The following is a 26,399-nucleotide window of genomic DNA, read 5'->3' on the forward strand; positions in this document are numbered from 1 at the left end:
AAATGCACTAATTGCCAGTGCTTATGGGGATCATAAGCAGAGCTAATGAGGCATGTTTTAGCTCTGCGAAATGAGGAGTAAATGGGACTTTTACGGTTACTGTTCGCTCTCAATCACTTGTTCTAACGTTACCGAATGAAGCTTGATACACACGCCTTTGGCCTTAAATGCCACGGTAGGGTTCGCTAGGCGTTCCCCTTCGCCAGATGGTGAGCTCAGTTTTACCTTCACCCCTTTTTCTCCCAATGCATTCCACTGCGCTTTCAGGCTTGGAAACAGAGAAAACACATCGTCAAGTAGCGCTTCAGGCGTCGTAGCCTGAGAAGGAATCACCCACTCTGCATGCTCCCAACCTTCTTCTGGGTAAGCTTTATCTCCGGGGTAAGGCAATTCCACACAGCGTGTTGTCCACTCGCCAAACGTGAGTGTTTCATGTGTTTTCACCACCACAATAGGGCGACCGTTGATCATATTGTTTGATATCTCATCGCCGTACGCTAACCACGCCAGGTGCAATTGCTTGGCTTGCTCAGTGTTATTCACACGTAGCGCAATATGGTCGGCTTCATAAGGTGATAAATCTATCGCAAGCGTTTCAATCAACCCTTGCAAACGTTGACTAAACGGCAACAGTGAGGAGAAAAGGTGCTCAACAGTGAGTGATGACATGAATATCTCTTTAATCGTCATAGAAAACACGCTAAGTATCCCACCCCAAGAAGCGGAATAACAATAGTCTCTCGAACGCGTGAATTTTCCCCAGAATAACGCTGTAAAGAAATGAACAAAGCACGGCGATAATGAAATCAGGGTATTTCGCCGCATTTGGGTTTCAAACCGTCGCTGTTTGTGGGTATTATTACGCCTATCTATCTGCACCCGTATTCTGTGCCGAACGCTTGGTATTAAAGCCGTCAACCATGCCCTGCAATGAACATTTATCATTGGGTATCGTTGACGGATTTTTGCTTTAGTACCATGGCAAGTAAGCCCACCGTCGTGGTCCAATATCACGCTGTGTCAGTCGGGTATCAAAATTAAGGTAAGCACGTGAATATTCAAGCCCTTCTCAATGAAAAAGTATCGGCAGCGATGGTTGCAGCCGGTGCACCAGAAGGCAGCCCAGCTGCAGTTCGTCAATCAGCAAAACCACAATTTGGTGACTATCAAGCAAACGGCATTATGGGCGTTGCTAAAAAACTTGGCGGCAACCCACGCGATTTCGCGCAAAAAGTGTTGGACGTTTTGGACCTAGACGGCATTGCATCGAAAACTGAAATCGCAGGCCCAGGCTTTATCAACATCTTCCTTGATACTGAATGGTTGGCAGCACAAGCTGAAGCAGCACTTTCAGACAGCCGCCTAGGTGTGGAAAAAGCTGACAAACAAAACATCATCGTTGACTACTCAGCACCAAACGTGGCGAAAGAAATGCACGTTGGTCACCTGCGTTCAACCATCATTGGTGATGCAGTCGTTCGTACCCTTGAGTTCTTGGGTCACAACGTGACGCGTGCTAACCACCTTGGTGATTGGGGCACACAGTTCGGTATGCTTATCGCGAACCTTGAGCGCCATGAAGCTGAAGGCAGTGACATTTCGATGGATCTGAGCGATATCGAAAGCTTCTACCGCGAATCTAAAAAGCTGTATGACGAAGACGAAGAGTTCGCGAAAACCGCACGTAACTACGTTGTTCGCCTGCAAAGCGGTGACGAATACTGCAAAGCGAAATGGGAAACCTTGGTCAAGATTACGCTGGAACAAAACCAACGTAACTACGATCGCCTAAACGTTTCGTTGACTGACAAAGACGTTATGGGTGAAAGCATGTACAACAGCATGCTGGCAGGTATTGTGGCTGACCTAAAAGAAAAAGGCTTGGCTGAAGAAAGCGATGGTGCAACCGTTGTATTCCTTAATGAATACAAGAATAAAGACGGTGAGCCTATGGGTGTTATCATCCAAAAACGCGACGGCGGCTTCTTGTACACCACCACAGATATCGCGTGTGCCAAATACCGTTACGAAACCTTCAACGCTGATCGCGTGCTTTACTTCATCGATTCACGCCAACATCAGCACCTGATGCAAGCATGGACCATCGTACGTAAAGCGGGTTATGTGCCAGAGTCGGTCAGCCTTGAGCACCACGCGTTTGGTATGATGCTGGGTAAAGATGGTCGTCCATTCAAAACCCGTGCAGGTGGTACTGTTCGTTTAGCTGATCTGTTAGATGAAGCTGAAACGCGTGCGAAGATACTGATCGAAGAAAAGAACCCAGGTCTGTCTGAAGAAGAGAAAGCCAATATTGCTGAAACCGTTGCAATGGCTGCGGTGAAATACTCAGATCTGTCTAAACACCGTACCACCGACTACATCTTCGACTGGGACAACATGCTGGCGTTCGAAGGTAACACTGCACCGTACATGCAATATGCATACACGCGTGTGGCGTCTATCTTCAACAAAGCGGGCATCAATCCTAACGATATCGACGGTAAGATCCTGATTACAGACGATAAAGAGAAAGCGCTTGTGTCTAAGCTGCTTCAATTTGAAGAAGCAGTACAGTCAGTCGCACGTGAAGGTCAACCCCACATTATGTGTGGCTATTTGTTCGAATTGGCCGGTACTTTCTCTAGCTTCTATGAAGCTTGCCCAGTACTAAATGCTGAAGGCGAAACAAAGCAGAGCCGTTTGAAACTGGCTGCGCTGACGGCGAAGACAATCAAACAAGGTCTTGATCTACTGGGTATTAAAACGCTAGAGCGTATGTAAGCCAAAAGCTGAACTTTGTTCACAAAATGAGAGCCTCGATCGTAAAGATCGGGGCTTTTTTCGTTCTCGGCTAACACAGCGTACGGTTTGTGCATATCATTACTGATAGTTTTGACATGGAAGTGAGAATTAGGAATGAATGAATATGCTTTGATTGAAGCCACAAGGGTGTTTAAACGCGCAGTGCCCTTGATGGTGAAATATAAAGTGCCGACCACACCGCACTACTTTTCTTTGTGGTACGCCTACTGTGCTGGCACCCACCCAGCCCTAAATCGCGCTGTCGACGCCATCGTAAAAAAAGGGGAGTTTTGTACCGTCAAGCAATGTGACGATTTCATCGAAACGTATTTACTCGATGACGCGACAAAAGAACTCGATACCTTCCGCCAGAAAGTACAGGATTTAGCCGCAGGTCTTGGCAGTAGCATGGATACAACCATGTCCAATACGGAAGAATTCCAAGATATTCTGAACTCTTCCGTTACCAAGTTAGAAGACGTAAAAAACCGTGAACTTCAAGGTAACGAAAGCAAAAAAATCACCCATGATCTTTTACAAGGTTCTCAAGATCTTTTGGCGGCAACCGAGCAATACCAACTGCATGTAAAAGCGCAAAGGACCGAGATCGATCAACTCAAGCAACAATTGGAAGACTACCGTAAACAAGCAACCCATGATGCACTAACAGGCTGCCTCAACCGACGTGCCTTTGACATTGCACTCGCCGAACATGTAAGCAATAACAATGGTGTTTGTCTTATCATGGTCGATATCGATCACTTCAAACTGTTCAATGATGAATTCGGTCACCAAATGGGTGACAGTGTCCTCAAGATTGTGGCGAACAAACTAGAGCAAAACATGCAAGAAGTGGCAACAGTGTATCGATTTGGCGGCGAAGAATTTTCGGTGCTGGTGACGGATGTCTCGATCAAAGGGGCTTGGTTAATTGCGGAGAAAACACGCAAAGCTTTGGAACGTCTTTCTGTCACAGACAAACGTTCAGGCCAGAAAATAAACTCCATTACTGCTTCATTTGGTATTGCCGCTTTAGAGACCGGTGAAGAAAGCGCTTCTTTGTTGGCGAGGGCTGACGCATTACTATATAAAGCGAAGGAAAATGGACGAAACCGTGTTATGCCGGGTTTTCGTTAGTGCCAAAAGGTAAAGCACATATCGAGGTTTGGCGACTGCATTTTTACTGCCCAAACCTCGCACCGCCGTCCGCAAGCCATTGAATTTCATCTTCCGTCGATAGTCGCCCTAGCGACGCATTTCGGTGCGGAAAACGTCCAAATCGCTTCACGATGTCATGATGAATTCGAGCATGACGATAAAAGTGGTCAAACATTCCCTCAAGCCCTGGCCCAGCGCTTTCACACAATTGGCTGTAGCGGAAAAGGGCTTCTTCCTGGTCTTCCAGATGCTCTGAGTGCTGCAAAGGCATGTAGAAAAACGCGCGCTGAATCAAAGGGAGTTGTTCATCTTGTGCACTTGCCAATCCACGCTTACATAGCGCCAGTGCAAATTCATCATAACGAAATGCGGCACTCAAACCGCGGTAAATATTGCGACTAAATTGATCCAAAAGAATAATATTGGCTAATGAACCTTCAGGTGAGTCTAACCACTGAGCAAAGCGCCCTTCTCCCGCCATGCTTACATAGGGTAAAAACCGCTCTCGAATAATACTGTCCGTTTCACCTTTTCCTCGAAACCACAGCGACTGGCGTTCATCATCGGATTGAGGTGCATCTGCATCCCCAAACCAAAAATCTAAAACCTCAATATAATCCATCCCCGTACCTCGTGATTATTCACGCCCACTGCCGTTATTTTTAGCCTAAACGCTAATCAAACAGCTCGGTGTGTAATTGCCAACACAAGGTTACGTTTTGTGATTGTTACAAGACAATTACGCAAGATGACGCAACGAGTGATGTCGATAGTTTTATCTGAGTCATCGGTTTACATTATTAGCAATCCAAAGTAGCTTTTTGAATAATCCTTCATTTAAGAGAAAACAACATGGCATTCGATTTACACCCACGTCTCGCTGCAGATACCAGTTGGATTGGCGACTTCCCTCTTTGCCGTCTTTTACTGATTAAGGAAGCCATTGGCCCCTGGTTTATCCTCGTTCCTAAGATTGCCGACCTACGAGAAATTCACCACCTCGGTGACGCCGATCAGCAGCAACTTATGCGTGAATCTAGCTTGCTTTCAGGCATCATCGAAAAGGAAACGAACCCAGAAAAGATGAACGTTGCAGCGCTTGGAAACATGGTGCCACAGCTTCACATTCACCATATCGCACGATTCACGACAGACGCAGCGTGGCCAAGTCCTGTTTGGGGGAATACACCAGGTAATTTACGCTCTGAGGAAGAACAATCAGCGGAAGTCGAGAAGTGGGTGGCAATTTTCGCGTCTCATCCAGAGTTTACTGCCGCGTAATATGGCTATTCGCGGAGCATGACGCCGCGAAGCATAAGACATAAAAAAAGCGCGGTTTCCCGCGCTTTTTTTTCATTGGATAACTGTGATCCCAAACTCGTCATTGGCTAACCAAATATACCGTCGCTCTGATTTACCTTGTCGCGCCGATACGATGGTTTTCACCCTGCCTTTTTTCACCCAAACAGACAACATGGCATCAACACCATCCTCTGAAAGGTTAAACACTTTTGCCAATTCAGCTTGGCTGCATTTCGGGTGTGCCTCAATGTACTGTTTAAGATCCGTGAGAATCATAGTGTTGCCCAGCACTGTGTTTTTTCTCGCTTCGCATAAACACCTAAACCAAAAATACTCAGTAACATCACCGCAATACTTGCAGCAATCCACAGCATGCTGGTAACGGGCGACAATGAGAACGCCAGCACTTGATAACACAAGGTTGCCGCGACAACCGCTAGCAGCATCGTCCAACCCGCAATGAAGGCCGAAAACGCACGCCCAAACTCACGAACATATGCGCCCATTGCTGCAACACATGGCGTGTAGAGCAAGATGAAAACAAGGTAAGCGAATGCGCCCGCGGCAGAGAAGTTCACATTCAAGTTCGCAAAGATGCTCAAATCAACACCTTGGTCTTCCGCCACCGTTTCTTGATCAGGTAAATCGCCCACATCAATGCCCAACGGGTCTGCAAAATTGATCCCTAAAAGGTTCTCTGGAATGCTTTGCACGGCTTCTTGAAGACTGCCCGTAAGATCATACTCAGCACTTTCTTCATCAGACGGTGAGGCATACAGGTTGTTCAACGTACCTACCACGGCTTCTTTCGCAAAAATGCCTGTGATGATACCAACCGTTGCTGGCCAGTTATCTTCTTGAATACCAATAGGTGCAAAGATAGGGGTGACGATTTTCGCCGCTTCCGACAACACGGATTGTTCTGAATCTTGGTTGCCAAAGCTGCCATCTGTGCCAATCGAATTGAAGAAACTCAGAATGGTCACCACAACGACGATGGTTTTGCCCGCACCCAATACAAAGCGCTTGAGCTTATGCCATGTTTTGAACATCACGTCTTTTAATCGTGGCAGCTCATAACGAGGCATTTCCATGATCAAGGCTTCGCTATCACCAGGGAACAACGTGCGTCTAAGTACCATGCCCGTAAAAATCGCCGCAGCAATACCAAGAAGGTAAAGAAGGAAAACGATGTTTTGACCATGTTCTGGGAAGAATGCCGCGGCAAACAATGCATAAACAGGAAGCCTCGCACCACAAGACATGAACGGTGCCATTGCAGCCGCAAGTCGGCGCTCTCTTTCCTGATCAAGGGTACGCGTTGCCATGATGGCAGGCACATTACAGCCAAAGCCCAACACCAATGGCACGAACGCTTTACCTGGCAAACCGACCTTTTGCATAAATTTGTCGAGCACAAAGGCAGCGCGCGCCATATAGCCTGAACTTTCCAGCAATGACATGAAAAGGTACAAACACGCAATAACAGGGATGAAGGTCGTAACCGTTTGAATACCGCCACCAATGCCGTCCGCGATGATCGTCACTAGCCAAACGGGTAAATGGTTATCCAGCAGGTAATGCCCCCCATCCACCAGCACTGCGCCTGTACTGATATCGAAGAAATCGATAAATGCGCTGCCGATATTAATAGAGAACATGAACATCAGGTACATCACCACAAAGAACAGTGGCAGCCCTAACCAACGGTTTAGCAATACATCATCTATTGCGTCGGTCACTCGCGCCGTTAGCGGTAAATCTTGCTGTTTGCACTGATGGCACATGTCGGCCACTTGCGAATAGCGCACATCCGCAATGACTAAATCGGTGTCCGCTTTATTGCTTAGTTCAGTGGTAATTTGCTTCACATGTGCTTGCGCATCCGCTGAAAGCTGGTTCAGCAAAATAGCATCACCCGCAAGCAATCGAATCGCCGCTGCGCGTTGATACTGAATCTCGGTGTCTTTTAGGGATGCTGCGATCGTCGAAATAGCGGACTCAATATCAGATCCATATTGAATAGATAACGGCGGACACGCTTGTGCAGGTTGAATTTGTGTTGGTAACGCCTGTTTGAATACTTCAACGTCAGCCATCGACGTGGCTGTCACAGTAAGAACTGGACAACCAAGGGCGTGAGCTAACACATCGGTGTCGATAGAGAAGCCTTGCTGTTGCACAACATCCATTTTATTCAACACCACCACCATTGGGCGGCCAAGCTCTCGCAATTGCAGCGTTAAATAGAGGCTGCGTTCTAAACTGCTGGCATCAAGAACATTAACGATAAGATCGCTTGGGTGTGTGAAAAGCGCAGTGATCGCGATGGACTCATCAAGACTGTTTTCACCGTCAGCGTTATCTAACGTGTATATGCCTGGCAAATCAGTGATCAGAAAACTCTCATCACCAATGTGTGCTTGCCCTGTTTTTTTATCTACCGTCACCCCTGCCCAGTTACCAATTTCTTGGCGACCACCGGTCAAACGGTTAAACAGTGTCGTTTTGCCTGAGTTAGGGTTACCGACAGTAAGTAGTTGCTTACTTTGCATTGTTTAATACCTCAATATTTTCAGCAAGGCTTAAACGAAGCGCGATATCACAGCCACGAACTCGAACCTGAATAGGGTCACCCATAGGTGCAATGCGCACCACAGTCACTTGTGTATCAGGCAATAACCCCATCGCCATCAATTTTTTACGCGGAATAACCGGTACGTTCGCAAGCGACGTTACGCGACCAGACAATCCCGGTTTGAGCTCAGCTAGCTTCATAATCACAACCAAAATGAGAATCATAAACATTTGCGACTAAAGTATTGCAAAATGTTTCTCATATAAAGTTGTTTTTGATCAACAAACAAACGGTTTAGAAAGATCGGCCTGAGCGACCAAACGTTAAAATCGTCAAATTCACGTCATCTGCACACGTAAAACTGTCAGGAAAGCGGACGCTTTGCCCGATATTTTGTATCCATAGTCTTTTTATGGACTACGTCATTTCCCGTTAATTTCGTTAAAAACCAGATGAATGTACGCATTTAGCACCCTAATAATTTAGAGGCGCTACAAAAAAAACCAAGATTTTTAATCGGAATGAAATAATGGCGGGAAATTACTATCTGCGGAATGGGGGAAACCGCTTTAATGGATTCATCTAATCGAAACAAATTCCAGACGGTGTGTGGTTACCCACACACCTCCGGCAGCAAGCGAAGGTGTCTTTGGCACCCGTGGTATAGCTTGGCGGCTATACCACGCTCTTTTTTTTCTCTATCCCTTCTTTATTTTTATCTTCTTTGAACTGCGAAGGTGTGCAGTTGTATTTTGCTTTGAACGATTTGGCAAAGTAAGACGGCTCATTAAAACCGCATGCAACAGCAACATCGGAAATCTTATCCCCTTGTAGCAACATGCAACCTGCCTGTTCCAGTCGCGTTGTAATCAACGCTTCCTTAAACGTACAACCGAACTCTACTTTAAAGCGCCGTTGAAGACTTCGTTCTGAGATAAACAGTGCTTTTGCAAGGATAGATGGTGAATATTCAGGATCATGGAAATGAGTACCAATATGCGCGCTGACTGATGCTCGCCATTCATTGGACTCATCAAGATCGTCTTCCTGATGTTCTACTAAGCGTTCCAACTCACCGAGTAACGGCGTTTCTTCAATCGACGATAGCATTTTAGGCAAAGGTAAGTGGCGGTAATCGTCGCTGACCTGCGGCGTCACCTCAACAAAGTGCTGCTGTTTTGCAATGGTTGCCACTTTCTTATGCACCGTTTCTCTAAGCTGTCTATTTTGAGCTTTGATAATCATTGTTCGTTTTCGAACCACAAGGTAACCCACGCCCCCCATCAAAAGCATAAAGCTGATGTAGTACCAAGGGTTATAGAACCAAGGTGCGTTGATTGAAAAAGACAACAATGTTACTTCACGTTCTGGATCTGCGCGCGTCGGGCTTTTTACAATGAGGGCATAATTCCCAGGTTCGAGGGAATCAAAGACTAAACGCTGATCTTGCGTACTGTACCAGTTACCAGCACCACGCCCATCGAGGCGATATTGGAGCTCTTTCCGGTTTCCAAACGGCATTAGGCCAACGTCCACCATCAAGGCACTCTTACTTGAAAACGCCAATGGCTCGCTGTGTTTTGCCCCTAAGCGCCAAGGCTTACCATCCACAAACAGCGCCCCAATACTGGCTTCAACCACTTCCCGTTCAAACAGGTCACCTATTGTTTGTAGATTAAAGGAAAACACACCCCAGTCTCCAGCAAGCGCGAGGGTGTCATCACTAAAATGGCAATAATGTGGCAATGTCGAAGCTTGCTTGAATTGGCTCGCGTTGTAAGCAACAGTTGGTACACCAACTAGCATAGGCAGTTTTCGTATGCCCTTACTGGTCACCAGCAACGCTGCTTCATCAGTAAGTGAAATGCACCGTGTACGCTCTTCCGCGCTATTGAACATCAGCGGTTCAATTCCCACAGCCGACGGTTGATGCAATCGACGATAAACGCCTCGATTCGTTAGCACCCATAGATAACCATAGCTATCGGCTTCCAAACTCTGAACGGCACCAATTTGTTCGCGAGACACTACTTTATTGAAAGCACCATCATAGAAATGAAAAATGCCATTGGTCGTACCCAACCAAATACCTTCATCGTCCATGTCAACGACAGCATGTAGACGTGTATTCTCATCACCCGACCACTCATTGCCGTAGTTAACGATCGTTTCTGTTTTTGGCCAATAGCGATACACACTGCTTCCAGCCATGATCCAAAGCGAATGAGAATCCGCAATCACGCGGTCAATTGGCTGACGAGTGAACATCGATGGTACACGCCAATGCTCTTCTTCTAACGTTGCTGATGAATACGCATACAGGCCCGATGATGCAGCAACCCAAAGGGTGGCATCTAACCTATCCATGCTTTCGACAACAATGTTTAATGTGGCAACACGTTGCTTTTCAAGGGTGCTGGAGGACAGTGCAATCAACTTATTCCTCACGCTCATAAAATAGCTATCGCGATCTTTTTCTAAGCCGCTTATGCGTCCTTCACTCATCACGTCACGAATATCATGGAGCGGAAAGCGCGCAATATTGATTGCGATGACGGAACGATAGTTTAGTGCCCGATCAGTCGCGACCCATAAGTCACCATTGTCCGCGATTTCAATGTCATAAACGTTCTTCCCGGCAAAACCATACATGTCATCCGCATTATTCTCGATCTGTCGAAATTGAACAGATGAGTAATCAAGGTGCAGGCTAACGCGCAAGCCGTCTCGCCCTCCAACCCATACACCCTCATCGTTGACGTTGATACTTGAAATGACTGAGTCGCTGAGAAGTTTTCCCCCTAAATACCAATGCTGCGATGTCTCTCCTTTTGCAACCGCCAGTTCATCGTGGTGTAAAACGAAGACACCTTCACGAGTACCAACCCATATTGCATCATCAACATCTTGTACCGTTGTTATTGATGCATGTGAAAACACAGGAATGGCGGTGTTCTCTTCAAAATAGAGGTCGTTGTCTTTTAGAAAATATGTGCGCTTCGCCGTCGTGAAAATTCGCTTAACGGGTTGGAGAGAGAGCGTTTCAGGTATTCGTTGGCCCTTTTGAAACGCAACGACGGCGTTTTTGGTGGAGACCCATAGGCGTTGTTCATTCGCGATGATTTGAGTAGGACCGTCAACGTCATGCCTTGTCAGTGTGTTTTCATTTTGATTGTATTCGTACAAGTTGTCATCGGCGATCAACCATAAGGCGCCATCAAAGACTTCAAGACTAGAAACAGGCATAGACAGCGTAGGGACAAACGCTTCAAGTGCATGAAAGTGAACGCCGTCGTAATAGCTGACGTTACCTGCGGTATCGAGCAACCACATCCCCGAGCTCCCCACCGACTTAATGGATTCGACGGACGTCGTATCATTCGGCTGCTGAAAAGGAAATGCATAGAAAATAGGGTCAGCAAACGATAGACGAGCTGCAATCAGCAGTATAAAAGCCATAAAGTAACGGAAAAAGGTTCGAACATGCAAAAAGCGAGGCATGGGGGCTCCACCGCAGTAACGCGTATTTTTGATTCCGCAGATTTTCTCAGGTTTTATTTACTGCTATCCAAGTGCGATTCATTACTGCAACAGTGATCACACAAACAAAACAACATTGAACGCGACAAGGATGAAGCCTATACGGAAACCAATAAACCGCCTTACAAAGCACTTCGATTGAGACGGGGATGACGAAGGGAATATATAAAGGCGCCAAACCCAGAGGGTTCAGCGCCAAGATATCTAGCACGGTATTAAATGGTCGTGCGCGTTTTTAATTACGGCTGAAAGCACTCTAAATAGCTCGCTCCTAAAGACAGCAGGAAGTCTTTATAACCTTGAGTACTTAGATCCAAGTCTTGCGCCATGGGGTCTAGCTCAACAAGTTTCACACCCGTTCCTTTGGTCACACTCTTTATGAGAGACGGATTGAATTGAGGTTCAGTAAACACGCATTGTGCTTCTTTATTCTGCAATGTTGTACGAATGGTCACCAAGGTTCTTGCACCAGGTTTACGCTCTGGATCGACGGTGAAGTGCCCTCTCGGAGATAAACCGAAAGCACTTTCAAAGTAACCATACGCATCATGAAACAGGAAATAGCCTTTGTTTTCGATCGCAGCGAAATTATCCGTTAATACCTGCTGCGTTTGGGATATTTCAGCCACAAACTCATCGTAATTGTTTTTATATTCGGCGGCGTTTTGCGGGTCTTTTCTTGCTAAGTATTCACGTACTGCTTCTGCAATCACTTTGCTTTGTTCTGGCCCTAACCAGATATGACCATCGATACCTGCGTGATCATGGCCATGATGATCGTGATCGTCATGCCCTTCCTGCTCTCCGTAATACATCACTGGCATGCCATCATAATTGGTTAGCTGCAGTGCATTCTTTTGAGTTAATAATATTTTTTCAAGGAACAACTCGAGTTCAGGACCAACCCAAACCACCATGTCAGCCGATTTTATCTTTTTAATGTCGGAAGGCTTCAACGCATAGTCGTGCGGCGAGGCATTGGTTGGCAGCAGAACATCAACATTGGCTCTCTCGCCTGCAATATCATTCACGATCAAGGCCAGCGGTTTGATGGTGGTAACAATGGATAAAGGGGATGCTGAGGCAGCACAAGTAACAACCAAGCTAGCAATAGCGAGGAGACGAGGAAGATTCAATCTCATAAGTGTTCCGACGGTTGGTGATTTTATCGTGGCGCAAAGTGTTATAATATAACACTTCCTTTTAAACATCATGTCGAATTTATGTCCGCACCTCTTGTTACACTCAATAACGTTTCCGTCGTATTTGATGGCAGAAGCGTTCTGGACAGGGTTACGTTTTCCCTATACAGAGACAAAATCACCACGCTTATTGGTCCCAATGGTGCAGGAAAGTCGACATTGGTCAAAACGGTTATAGGCCTAAACAAACCCACGGAAGGCAATGTTGAACGCAGCCGCAATGTGAAGATTGGTTATGTTCCCCAAAAACTTCACCTTAACGATGCGCTGCCGCTTCGCGTAGAGCGCTTTCTAAAGCTAAACCCTTTTGCAACATCCGCTTCTATTAACGAAGCCCTGTCACTCGTGGGCGCAACAAAGTTACTCAACGCAAACATGCACACGCTTTCAGGCGGTGAAACACAACGCGTTTTGCTAGCAAATGCTGTGCTGAAAAAACCTGATTTATTGGTACTTGATGAGCCAGTTCAAGGTGTTGATGTCACCGGTCAACTCGCACTCTACAGTCTCATTGCCAAACTGAAAGCCAAACTGCACTGTGGCATTTTAATGGTCTCCCATGACCTGCACCTTGTGATGGCAAAAACGGATGAGGTCATTTGTTTGCAGCACCACATTTGCTGTTCAGGTGCGCCTGATTCAATTTCATCACACCCAGAGTATGTAGCGATGTTTGGCCGCCAAGAAAGCGAGCAGCTCGCCTTGTATCACCATCACCACAATCACGACCACGATCTATCAGGCAATCCTGTTGGTCCTTGCCAGCATGGAGATCATTAAGATGCTTGAGTTTTTGACCATTCCTGTTCTCGCGGGCATTTTGATCGCAGCCGCAGTCGGCCCCCTGGGCTCGTTTGTCGTATGGCGAAAAATGGCTTACTTCGGTGATACGTTAGCGCACGCCTCGCTGTTGGGTTTGTCACTTGGGTTTATTTTTCAAGTTAACTTGAACGTCGCGCTGGTTGCGAGTTGTTTACTGATCGCCATGTTGTTGGTCGGCTTGCAACGAAAAAGCAGTGTATCGACCGATACGCTCCTTGGCATTATCGCGCACACATCCCTCTCGTTAGGCTTAGTGTCTATCAGCTTGGTCGATGATTTACGTGTCGATCTTATGGGGTATCTATTCGGTGATCTGCTGTCCGTTTCAAGCACTGATCTGGGCTGGATTACGCTTGGCTGTGGGCTAGTGACGCTTACGCTAATAAAAATGTGGCGTCCTCTTCTTGCCATTACGGTCAATGAAGAACTTGCGCGTGTGGACGGATACAATGTTGATCGACTTCGACTAGTGCTTATGCTCATGGTCGGGTTGGTTATTGCCATTGCGATGAAATTCGTTGGTGCGCTGATCATTACTTCCTTAATGATCATTCCTGCGGCAACCGCGAGACGTTTCTCCACGAGCCCAGAAAAAATGGCGATACTCGCCAGCGTGATTGGTGTACTTTCGGTGCTTGGCGGTATCTCGCTGTCTTGGTTTGAAGATACGCCAGCAGGCCCATCAGTGGTTGTGTTTGCCGGCTTATTATTTTTCATTAGCCAATTCCGCCGACAAGTGGAATAAACCAATACGCCGTATGGAACGCATAAAAAAACCGCTCATAGGAGCGGTTTTTATTTTTCAGCGTATCCGAAGACAGCGCATTAGCTGTATTACCAGCCAGTGCTTTCGCGAAGTGCTTTACCGATGTCAGCAAGGCTCTTAACGGTTTTCACGCCAGCAGCTTCAAGTGCCGCAAATTTGTCTTCCGCAGTACCTTTACCACCAGAGATGATCGCACCAGCGTGACCCATACGCTTACCTGGAGGTGCGGTAACACCTGCAATGTAAGAGACAACAGGCTTAGTAACGTTCTCTTTGATGTATGCAGCAGCTTCTTCTTCTGCAGTGCCGCCGATTTCACCGATCATAACGATCGCTTCAGTCGCAGGATCTTTCTCGAACATTTCTAGAACGTCGATAAAGTTTGAACCTGGAATTGGGTCACCACCAATACCTACACAAGTAGATTGGCCGAAACCTTCATCCGTCGTTTGCTTAACAGCTTCGTAAGTCAACGTACCTGAGCGCGATACGATACCCACTTTACCTGGCTTGTGAATGTGACCCGGCATGATACCGATTTTACATTCGCCTGGGGTGATAACACCTGGGCAGTTAGGACCGATCATGCGAACGCCAGCTTCATCTAGCTTCACTTTCACTTCTAGCATGTCTAGCGTAGGAATGCCTTCTGTGATGGTGACGATAAGCTCAACGCCTGCATCAATCGCTTCTAAGATTGCATCTTTACAGAATGGTGCTGGCACGTAGATTACAGATGCTGTTGCACCCGTAGCTTCCACAGCTTCCGCCACTGTGTTGAATACAGGAAGACCAAGGTGAGTTGAACCGCCTTTACCAGGAGAAACACCACCTACCATTTGCGTACCGTACTCAAGCGCTTGCTCAGAGTGGAACGTACCTTGACCACCGGTAAAACCTTGGCAAATAACTTTGGTATCTTTATTGATCAAAACAGACATTATTTGCCCTCCGCTGCAGCAACAACTTTATCAGCTGCTTCAGTCAGTGAGGTCGCAGCAATAATGTTCAGGCCGCTATCGGCCAATTTTTGAGTTCCAAGTTCTGCGTTGTTACCTTCTAGGCGAACAACAACAGGTACCTTAACGCCTACCTCTTCAACAGCACCAATGATGCCATCTGCAATAAGGTCACAGCGTACGATACCGCCGAAGATGTTCACCAAAACGGCTTTTACATTATCGTCAGATAGGATGATTTTGAATGCTTCAGTAACGCGCTCTTTTGTCGCGCCGCCGCCAACATCCAAGAAGTTTGCTGGGCTACCGCCATGCAGGTTTACGATGTCCATCGTACCCATAGCAAGACCTGCGCCGTTAACCATACAGCCAATGCTGCCGTCTAGAGCAACGTAGTTCAGTTCCCACTGAGCTGCGTGCGCTTCACGTGCATCGTCTTGGCTAGGATCGTGCATTTCACGCACTTTCGGTTGACGATAAACAGCGTTGCTATCGATGGTAAGTTTGGCATCTAGGCAGTGTAAGTTACCTTTGTCAGTAATCACCAACGGGTTAACTTCAACCAATGCGACATCACGCTCAATGAACAGCTTAGCGATGCCCATGAAAATTTTGGTGAACTGCTTGATTTGGTCGCCTTGCAAGCCAAGTTTGAATGCAAGTTGACGACCTTGGTATGGCTGAGGGCCAACCAGTGGATCAATCGCGGCTTTGTGGATCAGTTCCGGTGTTTCTTCCGCAACTTTTTCGATTTCCACACCACCTTCCGTTGATGCCATGAAAACAACGCGACGTGTGCCACGGTCAACAACAGCACCAAGGTAAAGTTCTTTGTCGATGTCAGTGCAATCTTCAACCAAGATTTTGCTTACAGGTTGACCATTCGCATCTGTTTGGTAAGTGACAAGGTTTTTGCCCAACCAGTTTTGAGCAAACTCTTTGATTTCTTCTTTTGTGCTAACAAGCTTTACGCCGCCCGCTTTACCGCGACCACCAGCGTGTACTTGGCATTTTACAACCCATTTGTTGCCGCCAAGCTTGTCCGCTGCTTCCGCAGCTTCTTGAGGAGTGTCACAGGCGTACCCTTCCGATACTGGCAGCCCGTATTCAGCAAACAGCTGTTTTGACTGATATTCGTGCAGATTCATGATGTTCTATCCGTGTCAGTTTCCATGTTATAAGTCTAATATTGCTTTCCACACAGGGGACGTCATGCCCCCTGTTACCGACAGAAGTCGGACTGCTTATACGTCAAGCAGCAAACGCGTTGGGTCTTCTAAAAGCTCTTTAATGGTGACCAAGAAACCTACAGACTCACGTCCATCGATCAAACGGTGATCATAAGAAAGAGCAAGGTACATCATTGGTAGAATCTCAACCTTGCCATCCACTGCCATTGGACGCTCTTGGATCTTGTGCATACCAAGAATTGCAGCTTGTGGTGGGTTGATGATTGGCGTCGACATCAATGAACCAAAAACGCCGCCATTGGTGATAGTGAAGTTACCACCAGTCAGATCGTCAACGGTTAACTTGCCGTCGCGACCTTTAAGTGCCAATTCTTTGATGCCCTTTTCAACATCTGCCAAACCAAGACGGTCGCAGTCGCGAAGCACTGGTGTTACCAAGCCACGAGGGGTTGATACAGCCATGCTGACATCAAAGAAGTTGTGATAAACGATTTCATCACCGTCGATAGATGCGTTTACCTCAGGGTAACGTTTCAATGCTTCTACTACTGCTTTCACGTAGAAAGACATGAAGCCCAAACGGATACCATGACGCTCTTCAAACACATCTTTATATTGCTTACGAATGTCCATGATAGGTTTCATGTTCACTTCGTTGAACGTTGTCAGCATTGCAGTGCTGTTCTTCGCTTCAAGTAGACGTTCAGCAACACGCTTGCGAAGACGTGTCATAGGGACACGCTTCTCACTGCGGTGACCAAGAGATGGCGTATCGTCTTTTGCCTGTTGCGCAGGTGCTGCTTTTTTCGCACCACCTTGTTTAACGAACGCGTCCACGTCTTCACGTGTGATACGGCCACCAACACCAGTGCCTTTCACTTGCTCTGCCTTCAGATCATTCTCTGCAAGCAAGCGGCGAACCGCAGGGCTTAGCGCGTCACTTTGTTCTTCCGTCAACGACGCTGTGTGACGTTTGTCTGGCGATGCCTCTGTCGATGCTGTGGAGTCTTGTGTTGGTTCACCAGCAACGGCGCCCGCTTTGATTCTCGCGAGCAGTTGCTTAGAAAGAACCGTAGCACCTTCTTCTTCAATAATAGCTTCCAACACACCAGCTTCAGGTGCAGGCACTTCAAGAACCACTTTATCGGTTTCGATATCTACCAAGACGTCGTCGCGTTCAACAACGTCGCCAGGTTTCTTGTGCCATGTTGCCACTGTCGCATCCGCAACAGACTCGGGTAGGTCGGGAACCAGAATTTCGATTGTCATATCGTTATTTTCCTTAGCTTTCTAGTTCTTAATTCAGGGTAAGCGCGTCTTCGATTAACGCTTTTTGTTGTTTTAGGTGCACCGACATATAACCAACAGCGGGAGATGCTGACGCTGCGCGTCCTGCATAACTCAACGTGGCATCCGCCGGGATAGCGAGACGGAAATTATGTTGGCTACTGTACCAAGCACCTTGGTTTTGAGGTTCTTCTTGGCACCACACAAAGTCTTTCGCATTGACATACTGGCTAATCGCCGCTTGAACGTCCTCTTTCGGGAACGGGTACAGCTGCTCAATACGTACAATTGCAACGTCTTTAATTTCTTCTTTACGTCTGGTTTCAAGCAAGTCGTAGTAAACTTTGCCGGAACAAAATACTACGCGCTTCACTGCTTCAGCATCCAGATCATCCACTTCACCAATTGCTGCTTGGAAATTACCATTGGCAAGTTCTTCAAGCGAAGAGGTACATAACGGATGACGCAACAAAGATTTAGGTGACATGACAACCAATGGACGACGCATTGGGCGAAGTACTTGACGACGAATCATGTGATAAATCTGTGCTGGCGTAGAAGGCACACAGACTTGCATGTTTTGCTCAGCGCAAAGCTGCAAGTAGCGTTCGAGACGTGCAGACGAGTGTTCAGGACCTTGACCTTCATAGCCGTGAGGTAGAAGCATCGTCAAGCCACACATGCGACCCCACTTTTGCTCACCGGAGCTAATAAACTGGTCAATAACGACTTGAGCACCGTTCGCAAAATCACCGAATTGTGCTTCCCAAATCGTCAAACCACCTGGTTCTGCCGTGGTATAACCATATTCAAAAGCCAATACCGCTTCTTCAGACAACACGGAGTCAAACACTTGGAATGGTCCTTGGTTGTCGTGAACATTTGATAGCGGAATATAGGTACTTGCATCGGTTTGATTGTGCAATACCGCATGTCGGTGGAAGAATGTTCCTCGACCCGCGTCCTGACCACTGATACGAATACGTTTACCTTCATCAACCAAGGTTGCATAAGCGAGCGTTTCAGCCATACCCCAATCGAGTGCTTTCTCACCGTTAACCATCGACATGCGATCGTTGTAAAGCTTGTTCACACGACTTTGTAATACATGGCTTTCTGGGTATTGGCATACTCGATGACCAAGTTCAACCAACCGCGTCATATCAAACGTATTTGGCCACTCTATAGTCCAATCGTGTCCAAGATAAGGAGACCAATCGACCGAATGAAGCGCCATCGGGCGATATTCTCTAACGACGTGCTCACCACGATCCAAGGCATCACGATACTCGTTGATGAGATACGTAGCCTTTTCAATGTCTGCCACTTTTTGGTCTGCTAAGACATCAGCGTAAAGCTTGCGAGGTGTTGGGTGTTTTTTGATTTTCTGGTACATCAGAGGCTGAGTTGCATTAGGCTCGTCAGCTTCGTTGTGCCCATGACGGCGATAACACACCAAATCAATAACGACATCGCGCTTAAACGTATTGCGATAATCCAACGCTAAGCGAGAAACAAAAGCGACCGCTTCTGGATCATCTGCGTTTACGTGAAGGATCGGTGCCTGAACCATTTTTGCAATGTCAGTACAATACTGTGTTGAACGCGTATCGCTCGGGTTAGACGTTGTGAAACCAACCTGATTGTTGACAACAATCCGAATAGTACCACCCACGCGATAACCACGCGCTTGTGACATATTGAACGTTTCTTGAACCACACCCTGACCCGCAATCGCAGAGTCACCGTGGATAGAAATGGGCAAGACGGTTGAACCATCTTTATCGCCAAGACGATCCTGACGTGCGCGAACTGAGCCAATAACAACTGGGTTCACGATTTCTAGGTGAGAGGGGTTGAATGCCATGACCAAGTGGACATCGCCACCCGGCGTTGCAAAGTCACTGGAGAAACCTTGGTGATATTTCACATCACCCGTACCCCATGTTTCATCATGCTTACCGGCAAATTCGTCGAACAGTTCTGAAGGCTTCTTACCAAGAACGTTGACCAACATGTTCAGACGACCGCGGTGAGCCATACCAACGACAACTTCGCGTGCGCCGTTTGCACCCGCTTGGCGAATAATTTCTTTCACCATTGGGATTAGGGCATCGCCACCTTCCAAAGAAAAACGCTTTGCGCCTGGGAATTTTGCGCCTAGATAGCGCTCAAGACCTTCCGCTGCGGTTAGCTCTTCAAGTAAGGTGATTTTTTCGTCGGTTGAAAACTCAGGCTGACCTACCACAGATTCGATGCGTTGCTGGAGCCAACGTTTTTCTTCGGTATCTGTAATATGCATGTACTCTGCACCGATAGAACCACAGTAAGTTTTATTCAGAGCGTCATACAAATCGGCAAGTTTCATGTTCTCTTGCCCAATAGCAAAAGAACCAACATTGAAGGTCTCTTCGAAGTCATCTTCGTTGAGATTGTGGAATGATGGATCTAAGTCAGGTACACGGTCGCGTTGCCAAATACCTAAAGGATCCAAGTTTGCTTGTTGATGTCCTCGAAAGCGGTAAGCATTGATAAGTTGCAATACTTTAACCTGCTTCGCGTCTACATCTGGGTCACTGACTGAGGCACTATGATGCGCTGTCTCGGTAGCGAGTCTACGAAAATAATCACGAACTCTTGAGTGGGGCTGCTCGGGTGCTTTTCCATTCACAACGGGTAATTCATCAAAAATTACTCGCCATTCGCTTTCTACAGACTCGGGGTCACTGAGGTACAGTTCGTAGAGGTCTTCTACGTAAGTTGCATTGGCGCCAGCCAAATGAGAAGACTCAAGCCAAGCCTTCATCACGCCATTTTGCATTGTTATCCCTTAACCACTTAGTTATATGTGTTGCGATGCCTGGGGACTAGCCGGGCTCCTTTTAAGCTCCCCTCTCGAGGAGCCTAAATCTAGATTTTTTATCAATTCGGCGGCTTAGACAGCTCGTTTGAGCAGCATCGATCGAATGTGACCAATCGCTTTTGTCGGATTAAGCCCTTTAGGACAAACATTTACACAGTTCATTATGCTATGGCAACGGAAAACACTAAAAGCGTCGTCCAGATCTGATAAACGTTCGTCCGTCGCAGTGTCTCGGCTATCGATAAGCCAGCGGTAGGCCGCCAAGAGACCAGCAGGTCCGATAAACTTGTCTGGGTTCCACCAAAACGATGGGCAAGACGTTGTACAACACGCACACATGATGCATTCATACAGCCCATCAAGGTGTGCACGATCATCCGGTGATTGCAGATTTTCACGCGATGGTGGTGTGCCATCGTTAATCAAGAACGGTTTCACACGCTCGTAATTCGTGTAGAACTGCGTCATGTCTACAATCAAGTCACGCACAACGGGTAGACCTGGTAATGGTCGGATAACAATGCTGGATTTATCAGTCAGTGCTGATAACGGCGTGACACACGCCAATCCATTTTTACCGTTCATGTTAATGCCGTCAGACCCACAAACACCCTCGCGACAAGAACGACGGAACGCGAGTGTTGCATCTTGTTCTTTCAACAAGATCAGAGCATCCAGTACCATCATGTCCGAGCCGTCTGGCACTTCAAGGGTGTACCCTTTCATGTGCGGCGCGTCATCAACATCCGGGTTGTAACGATATACAGAGAAATTCAGTTTCATAATTATCTACCTCCCTTAGTATGTACGCGCTTTAGGCGGGAACGTATCACGATGAATCGGTTCCATGTTTACATCACGCTTGGTCATTGCTTCTGTTTCTGGGTTGTAGATGGTGTGGCACAACCAATTATCATCATCACGCTCTTGGAAATCAAAGCGAGCATGAGCACCACGACTTTCGGTACGGTAGTTAGCCGCAACAGCCGTCGAGAATGCTGTTTCCATCAAGTTATCAAGCTCTAAACACTCAATACGCTGCGTGTTGAACTCGCTAGAGGTGTCATCCAAGCGTGCTTCTTTGAGACGCTCACGGATAACTTTAAGCTCTTCCAATCCTTTCGCCATGGCATCGCCTTCACGGAATACCGAGAAATTGTTCTGCATGCAAGATTGAAGATCTTTACGAATTTGAACAGGGTCTTCGCCTTTCTGCGTTGAATTCCAACGATTCACACGCGCCAGAGACGCTTCAATGTCAGATTCAGATGCATCACGCGCTTCGACTTGTGCTGCCAGCGTTTCACCAAGGTGAAGACCTGTTGCACGGCCAAATACAACCAAATCAAGTAGCGAGTTACCGCCCAGACGGTTAGCACCATGAACAGAAACGCTCGCAATCTCGCCACACGCAAACAGGCCTTGAACTTCAACATCATTGCCGTTCGGATCTTGTTTGATGGCTTGACCTGAAATTTGCGTTGGCACACCACCCATCATGTAGTGACAGGTTGGAATGACAGGAATAGGTTCTTTGATTGGGTCTACGTGGGCAAATGTACGCGACAGTTCCAAAATGCCTGGTAGACGTGCTTCAAGAACGTCTTTACCCAAGTGATCCAGCTTCAGCTTAAGGTGTGGACCCCAAGGGCCATCACAGCCACGGCCTTCACGAATTTCAACCATCATTGAACGTGCAACAACGTCACGACCAGCAAGGTCTTTCGCGTTTGGTGCATAACGTTCCATGAAGCGCTCACCGTCTTTGTTGAGAAGGTAACCACCTTCACCACGACAACCTTCAGTAACAAGAACGCCTGCGCCAGCAATACCAGTAGGGTGGAATTGCCACATTTCCATGTCTTGCATTGGCACGCCTGCGCGCAATGCCATACCTACGCCATCACCGGTGTTAATGTGTGCGTTGGTTGTAGATTGGTAGATACGACCAGCACCACCTGTTGCGAGGATGGTTGCTTTCGCTTTGAAGTAACAAATCTCGCCGCTTTCCATGTCCATTGCTGTTGCACCAACAACAGCACCGTCTTGGTTTTTCACGAGATCAAGCGCATACCACTCAGAAAAAATCGTTGTTTTGTTTTTAATGTTCTGTTGGTAAAGCGTATGAAGCAATGCGTGACCTGTACGGTCAGCCGCTGCTGCAGTACGTGCTGCCTGCTCACCACCAAACGCTTTTGACTGACCGCCAAATGGACGCTGGTAAATGCTTCCATCTTCGAAACGTGAGAATGGAAGACCCATTTTCTCCAGCTCGATAATGGATTGAGGACCCGTTTTACACATGTACTCAATTGCGTTTTGGTCACCGATGTAATCAGACCCTTTCACGGTGTCATACATGTGCCATTCCCAGTTGTCTTCATGGGAGTTACCCAGAGCAACGGTAATACCACCTTGAGCAGACACTGTGTGCGAACGTGTTGGGAAAACCTTAGAAAGCAGCGCACAAGATAGGCCCTGCTCAGAAATTTGAAGTGCAGCACGCATACCTGCGCCACCCGCACCAATAACAATTGCGTCGAATTCTCTTACTGGAATACTCACTTACACACCCCACAAAACGAAAAAGCCGGTCAACAGATAGACGAACAGCAAAGCAACGATACCGAACTGCATCAGCGCACGAAGCAGTGTTGGCTTGATGTAATCAGTCAATACCTGCCACATACCGATCCACGCATGGATTAGCACGCAAACAAGTGCCAGCATGGTAAAGACTTTATTGCTTGTTTGACTCCAAAACTCGAGCCACGTTTGGTACGTTAGCTCAGGGCCAAATGCAAAAAATCCCACCATGTAGAGGGTATAAAGAGTCATTATGATGGCAGTTGCGCGAATCAGGATAAAATCATGAACCCCGTTTCTACCGAAAGAAGATACATGTCCTACCATACTAAAATCCCCGCTAAAACAGATAGAAACGCTGTTACGCCGAATGCAACTTGTGCACTCAACGTGCCTGTTTCAAGTTCTTCGAAATACTTCATGTCCATCATCAGGTGACGGATACCACCAACGATGTGATACGCCAAAGCAGTGAGAATGCCCCACAAAATAAATTTGGCGAAGAAGCTATCTACGAAGCCTGCAGCAGACTCGAAACCACTAGGGGAGGAAAGGGACAGGCTTAAAAGCCATAGTAGGATGGCAACCGATATAAAGGTGATTACACCCGATACACGGTGCGCTATAGACGCGATCGCTGTGATAGGGAAGCGAATGGTCTGGAGGTCGAGGTTTACCGGTCTTGGCTTTCTTACTTTCACGATATGGCCCACTCAGCTCCATTGAGCAATTATTGTTATAACACTCTCTGGTATCACATCTCGCGACTGCGCTAGGCCTACAACATCTTGGTTACGTTTTACGGACTCTACTGCTATTTACTGCAGTTCACGCGCCGTTTTACGCAGAAAAAATATCGATTTCAGCCCCGAAACGCCTCGGCTTTGTGTAATATCCAGAGACCTGCGGCAGAGTATATGCCCCGTAACATTTAAACACAAACCAATAAAATTGACGGAAATCCCGAAACAGAGCATTAACTTAAACTGCACATATTTTTTATACTTGCGCGCACCCGACAAAGTTCACTTCTCTAAATTGACATATTATTCGGCGATCGGTACAACAACGTGGTCCGTATCCGGGATAGGATTATAAAATAACAAAGGAGAATGTTATGGCAGATAAGAAAGCTACCCTACATCTTGAGGGGAAAGCACCTATCGAACTGCCGATCAAAGGAGGCACAGTCGGTCCAGAAGTGATCGATGTTCGTGCTTTGGGCGCAAATGGATTTTTTACGTTTGACCCGGGTTTTGTTGCAACAGCGTCGTGTGAGTCACAAATTACCTATATTGATGGTGACGCAGGCGTTTTACTGCACAGAGGCTATCCGATTGATCAACTCGCCAATAACGCTGACTATTTAGAAGTTTGTTATATCCTTCTGTATGGCGAAAGCCCAACTCAAGCTCAATATACAGAATTCCGTCGCGTTGTAAGCCGCCACACCATGGTTCACGAGCAAATCGCGAGCTTCTTCCACGGTTTCCGCCGAGATGCACACCCAATGGCCGTAATGGTTGGTGTTGTTGGTGCGCTTGCGGCGTTCTACCACGACTCACTCGACATCAACAACGATGTTCACCGTGAGATCACGGCATACCGTTTGCTGTCTAAAATGCCGACCCTAGCGGCAATGTGTTACAAGTATTCCATTGGGCAGCCGTTTATCTACCCACGTAACGATTTAGACTATGCAGAAAACTTCCTTCACATGATGTTTGCCACACCATGTGAAGAATATGAAGTGAATCCGGTTGTTGCTCGTGCAATGGATAAAATCTTTACCCTGCATGCTGACCACGAACAAAATGCGTCAACGTCTACCGTTCGTCTAGCCGGTTCTTCTGGTGCTAACCCATTTGCGTGTATCGCAGCGGGTATTGCATCACTTTGGGGACCTGCTCACGGCGGTGCAAACGAAGCATGTTTGAAGATGCTGGAAGAGATCGGTTCAGTTGAAAACATCCCTGAGTTCATTGAACGTGCGAAAGATAAAGATGACCCATTCCGTTTGATGGGCTTTGGTCACCGCGTTTACAAGAACCATGACCCACGTGCGACAGTCATGAACCAAGCATGTCATGATGTTCTTGATGAACTGAATATCAACGACCCATTGTTGGACGTTGCTATGGAGCTAGAACGCATTGCGCTTTCTGACCCGTACTTCATTGAGAGAAAACTGTACCCGAACGTCGACTTCTACTCAGGTATCATCCTGAAGGCGATTGGCATTCCAGTTTCAATGTTTACAGTAATCTTTGCGATGTCTCGTACCATCGGTTGGATTGCACACTGGAATGAAATGCACGGTGATCCTCAAAACCGTATCGGTCGTCCACGCCAGCTATACACTGGTTACGATCAGCGTGAGTTTAAGCCACTCGAAGAACGCGATTGAGCATACGCTAGGAAATCAAAAACGCCGCAATAGCGGCGTTTTTTTATCCCTGTCAGTCATCAATAAGCAATATGTTCTCGCTTAACTTCACGCCCTAAACAGGGTTGTCAATGTCAATAAAACTGACGTCAAAGCCGTGCTGTTGTGCCAACCATTCACCCAATGCTTTCACGCCATAACGCTCAGTCGCGTGGTGTCCTGCACCAAAGTAATGGATCCCCTGCTCTCTTGCTGAGAACGTGGTGCGCTCTGATACTTCACCGGAAATGAAGGCATCTAGGCCTTTACTTGCGGCAAGATCAATAAAGTCCTGACCACCGCCGGTGCACCAGCCAACACGCTTGATGTCACCGGGTATGCCACCATCAATATGCAAAGGTGTACGATTCAATCTTTGCTGAATGAATGATGAGAAAGCGTCAGCTGACATTGGTGATTTAAGTTCGCCCCAAATGGCAACAGAATTCGGATTCCCCTCTTCCAGCCCGCCTTTTACATCGATATCCAACATCGCTGCCAACTGGGCATTGTTCCCCACTTCAGGATGCACATCGAGAGGAAGGTGATAGGCATACAAATTAATACCGTTCTCAATCAACGCTTTGATTCGGCGAAACTTCATGCCTTTCAAAGGCTCAGACTCACCGCGCCAAAAATAACCATGATGGACCAATATTGCATCGGCATTATGTGCAATAGCTTCGTCAATCAGCGCCTGGCACGCAGTCACACCCGTGACTATTTTCATCACGTCTGGCTTCCCTTCAACTTGCATGCCGTTAGGGCAGTAATCTTTTATGGCCTGAGGCTTCAAAAAGGTGTTGAGCAGCGCTTCTAATTCGAAGTTATTCATGTTCATCCTAAATCACGGAAAAGGGTCGATGTATTCCCACATTGTATACCGAAGCACCCGATTTACGTTAACCTAGCCTTATTG

22 protein-coding genes are annotated in these 26,399 nt (G+C 47.1%); 6 read left to right on the top strand and 16 right to left on the bottom strand.

Going from position 1 to position 26,399, the window contains the following annotated elements; genetic code table 11:
• Nucleotides 1–96 precede the first annotated feature (96 nt).
• Entirely contained in the window at nt 97–669 is a 573-nt protein-coding gene (locus BM082_RS13015) for a VOC family protein (RefSeq protein WP_074927227.1), read from the bottom strand.
• A gap of 381 nt (nt 670–1,050) precedes the next feature.
• Between BM082_RS13015 and argS the strand changes: the two genes are divergently transcribed.
• On the top strand, nt 1,051–2,781 hold the full coding sequence (gene argS, locus BM082_RS13020) for an arginine--tRNA ligase (RefSeq protein ID WP_017014111.1): 1,731 nt from the start codon (nt 1,051–1,053) through the stop codon (nt 2,779–2,781).
• 135 nt (nt 2,782–2,916) lie between these two features.
• Nucleotides 2,917–3,939, top strand: a complete 1,023-nt coding sequence (locus tag BM082_RS13025) for a GGDEF domain-containing protein (protein ID WP_017008842.1) — start codon at nt 2,917–2,919, stop codon at nt 3,937–3,939.
• A 43-nt stretch (nt 3,940–3,982) separates the two neighbouring features.
• Here the strand turns inward: BM082_RS13025 and BM082_RS13030 are convergent, their stop codons facing one another.
• Nucleotides 3,983–4,582 (bottom strand): DUF924 family protein, encoded by a 600-nt coding sequence (locus BM082_RS13030; RefSeq protein ID WP_017008841.1) that lies wholly within the window; start codon nt 4,580–4,582, stop codon nt 3,983–3,985.
• Between the two features lie 230 nt (nt 4,583–4,812).
• On the opposite strand from BM082_RS13030, the gene BM082_RS13035 reads away from it, so the two are divergent.
• A complete protein-coding gene (locus tag BM082_RS13035) occupies nt 4,813–5,241 on the top strand; it encodes an HIT domain-containing protein (protein ID WP_017008840.1) in 429 nt (142 codons plus the stop codon).
• A gap of 72 nt (nt 5,242–5,313) precedes the next feature.
• Here the strand turns inward: BM082_RS13035 and BM082_RS13040 are convergent, their stop codons facing one another.
• The 5 genes from BM082_RS13040 to znuA form a co-directional block, all read right to left on the bottom strand.
• Nucleotides 5,314–5,538, bottom strand: coding sequence for a FeoC-like transcriptional regulator (locus BM082_RS13040; protein WP_017014112.1), 225 nt, complete (start codon nt 5,536–5,538; stop codon nt 5,314–5,316).
• Nucleotides 5,535–7,817, bottom strand: a complete 2,283-nt coding sequence (feoB, locus tag BM082_RS13045) for a Fe(2+) transporter permease subunit FeoB (protein WP_074927229.1) — start codon at nt 7,815–7,817, stop codon at nt 5,535–5,537. Before feoB ends, BM082_RS13040 begins: the two co-directional genes overlap by 4 nt.
• Nucleotides 7,807–8,040, bottom strand: coding sequence for a FeoA family protein (locus BM082_RS13050; RefSeq protein ID WP_026024483.1), 234 nt, complete (start codon nt 8,038–8,040; stop codon nt 7,807–7,809). Before BM082_RS13050 ends, feoB begins: the two co-directional genes overlap by 11 nt.
• A 475-nt stretch (nt 8,041–8,515) precedes the next feature.
• Entirely contained in the window at nt 8,516–11,341 is a 2,826-nt protein-coding gene (locus BM082_RS13055; RefSeq protein WP_074927231.1) for an AraC family transcriptional regulator, read from the bottom strand.
• Nucleotides 11,342–11,619: 278 nt separating this feature from the next.
• Nucleotides 11,620–12,522, bottom strand: coding sequence for a zinc ABC transporter substrate-binding protein ZnuA (znuA, locus tag BM082_RS13060; RefSeq protein WP_017008835.1), 903 nt, complete (start codon nt 12,520–12,522; stop codon nt 11,620–11,622).
• Between the two features lie 81 nt (nt 12,523–12,603).
• Between znuA and znuC the strand changes: the two genes are divergently transcribed.
• Together znuC and znuB are read left to right on the top strand one after the other, a co-directional pair.
• Nucleotides 12,604–13,362, top strand: coding sequence for a zinc ABC transporter ATP-binding protein ZnuC (gene znuC / locus BM082_RS13065; protein ID WP_026024919.1), 759 nt, complete (start codon nt 12,604–12,606; stop codon nt 13,360–13,362).
• Between the two features lies 1 nt (nt 13,363).
• On the top strand, nt 13,364–14,149 hold the full coding sequence (gene znuB / locus BM082_RS13070) for a zinc ABC transporter permease subunit ZnuB (RefSeq protein WP_017014115.1): 786 nt from the start codon (nt 13,364–13,366) through the stop codon (nt 14,147–14,149).
• An 89-nt stretch (nt 14,150–14,238) separates the two neighbouring features.
• Here the strand turns inward: znuB and sucD are convergent, their stop codons facing one another.
• The 8 genes from sucD to sdhC all read right to left on the bottom strand — a co-directional run bounded on the left by sucD (nt 14,239) and on the right by sdhC (nt 23,768).
• Nucleotides 14,239–15,111, bottom strand: a complete 873-nt coding sequence (gene sucD, locus BM082_RS13075; RefSeq protein WP_017014116.1) for a succinate--CoA ligase subunit alpha — start codon at nt 15,109–15,111, stop codon at nt 14,239–14,241.
• Entirely contained in the window at nt 15,111–16,277 is a 1,167-nt protein-coding gene (gene sucC / locus BM082_RS13080) for an ADP-forming succinate--CoA ligase subunit beta (protein WP_017008831.1), read from the bottom strand. The genes sucD and sucC overlap by 1 nt, the downstream gene beginning before the upstream one ends.
• 96 nt (nt 16,278–16,373) lie before the next feature.
• Nucleotides 16,374–17,588 carry a 2-oxoglutarate dehydrogenase complex dihydrolipoyllysine-residue succinyltransferase gene (gene odhB / locus BM082_RS13085; protein WP_017008830.1) on the bottom strand — a complete coding sequence of 405 codons (1,215 nt, stop codon included), beginning with the start codon at nt 17,586–17,588 and terminating at the stop codon, nt 16,374–16,376.
• Nucleotides 17,589–17,616: 28 nt separating this feature from the next.
• Nucleotides 17,617–20,427 carry a 2-oxoglutarate dehydrogenase E1 component gene (sucA, locus tag BM082_RS13090; protein ID WP_017008829.1) on the bottom strand — a complete coding sequence of 937 codons (2,811 nt, stop codon included), beginning with the start codon at nt 20,425–20,427 and terminating at the stop codon, nt 17,617–17,619.
• 114 nt (nt 20,428–20,541) lie between these two features.
• Nucleotides 20,542–21,252, bottom strand: coding sequence for a succinate dehydrogenase iron-sulfur subunit (locus BM082_RS13095; RefSeq protein ID WP_017008828.1), 711 nt, complete (start codon nt 21,250–21,252; stop codon nt 20,542–20,544).
• 15 nt (nt 21,253–21,267) lie between these two features.
• Nucleotides 21,268–23,034: a succinate dehydrogenase flavoprotein subunit gene (sdhA, locus tag BM082_RS13100; RefSeq protein WP_017008827.1), complete on the bottom strand. Its 1,767-nt coding sequence runs from the start codon at nt 23,032–23,034 to the stop codon at nt 21,268–21,270.
• Entirely contained in the window at nt 23,035–23,382 is a 348-nt protein-coding gene (gene sdhD, locus BM082_RS13105) for a succinate dehydrogenase, hydrophobic membrane anchor protein (protein ID WP_017008826.1), read from the bottom strand.
• A complete protein-coding gene (gene sdhC / locus BM082_RS13110) occupies nt 23,376–23,768 on the bottom strand; it encodes a succinate dehydrogenase cytochrome b556 subunit (RefSeq protein ID WP_017017785.1) in 393 nt (130 codons plus the stop codon). Before sdhC ends, sdhD begins: the two co-directional genes overlap by 7 nt.
• A 404-nt stretch (nt 23,769–24,172) precedes the next feature.
• On the opposite strand from sdhC, the gene BM082_RS13115 reads away from it, so the two are divergent.
• Nucleotides 24,173–25,462, top strand: a complete 1,290-nt coding sequence (locus tag BM082_RS13115) for a citrate synthase (protein ID WP_017008824.1) — start codon at nt 24,173–24,175, stop codon at nt 25,460–25,462.
• Between the two features lie 94 nt (nt 25,463–25,556).
• Here the strand turns inward: BM082_RS13115 and BM082_RS13120 are convergent, their stop codons facing one another.
• The gene (locus BM082_RS13120) at nt 25,557–26,315 is read right to left on the bottom strand and encodes a Nif3-like dinuclear metal center hexameric protein (protein ID WP_074927233.1); all 759 of its coding nucleotides are present in this window, start codon (nt 26,313–26,315) and stop codon (nt 25,557–25,559) included.
• Between the last annotated feature and the right edge of the window lie 84 nt (nt 26,316–26,399).

This window comes from Enterovibrio norvegicus DSM 15893 (assembly GCF_900115495.1).
Lineage (GTDB): Bacteria > Pseudomonadota > Gammaproteobacteria > Enterobacterales > Vibrionaceae > Enterovibrio > Enterovibrio norvegicus.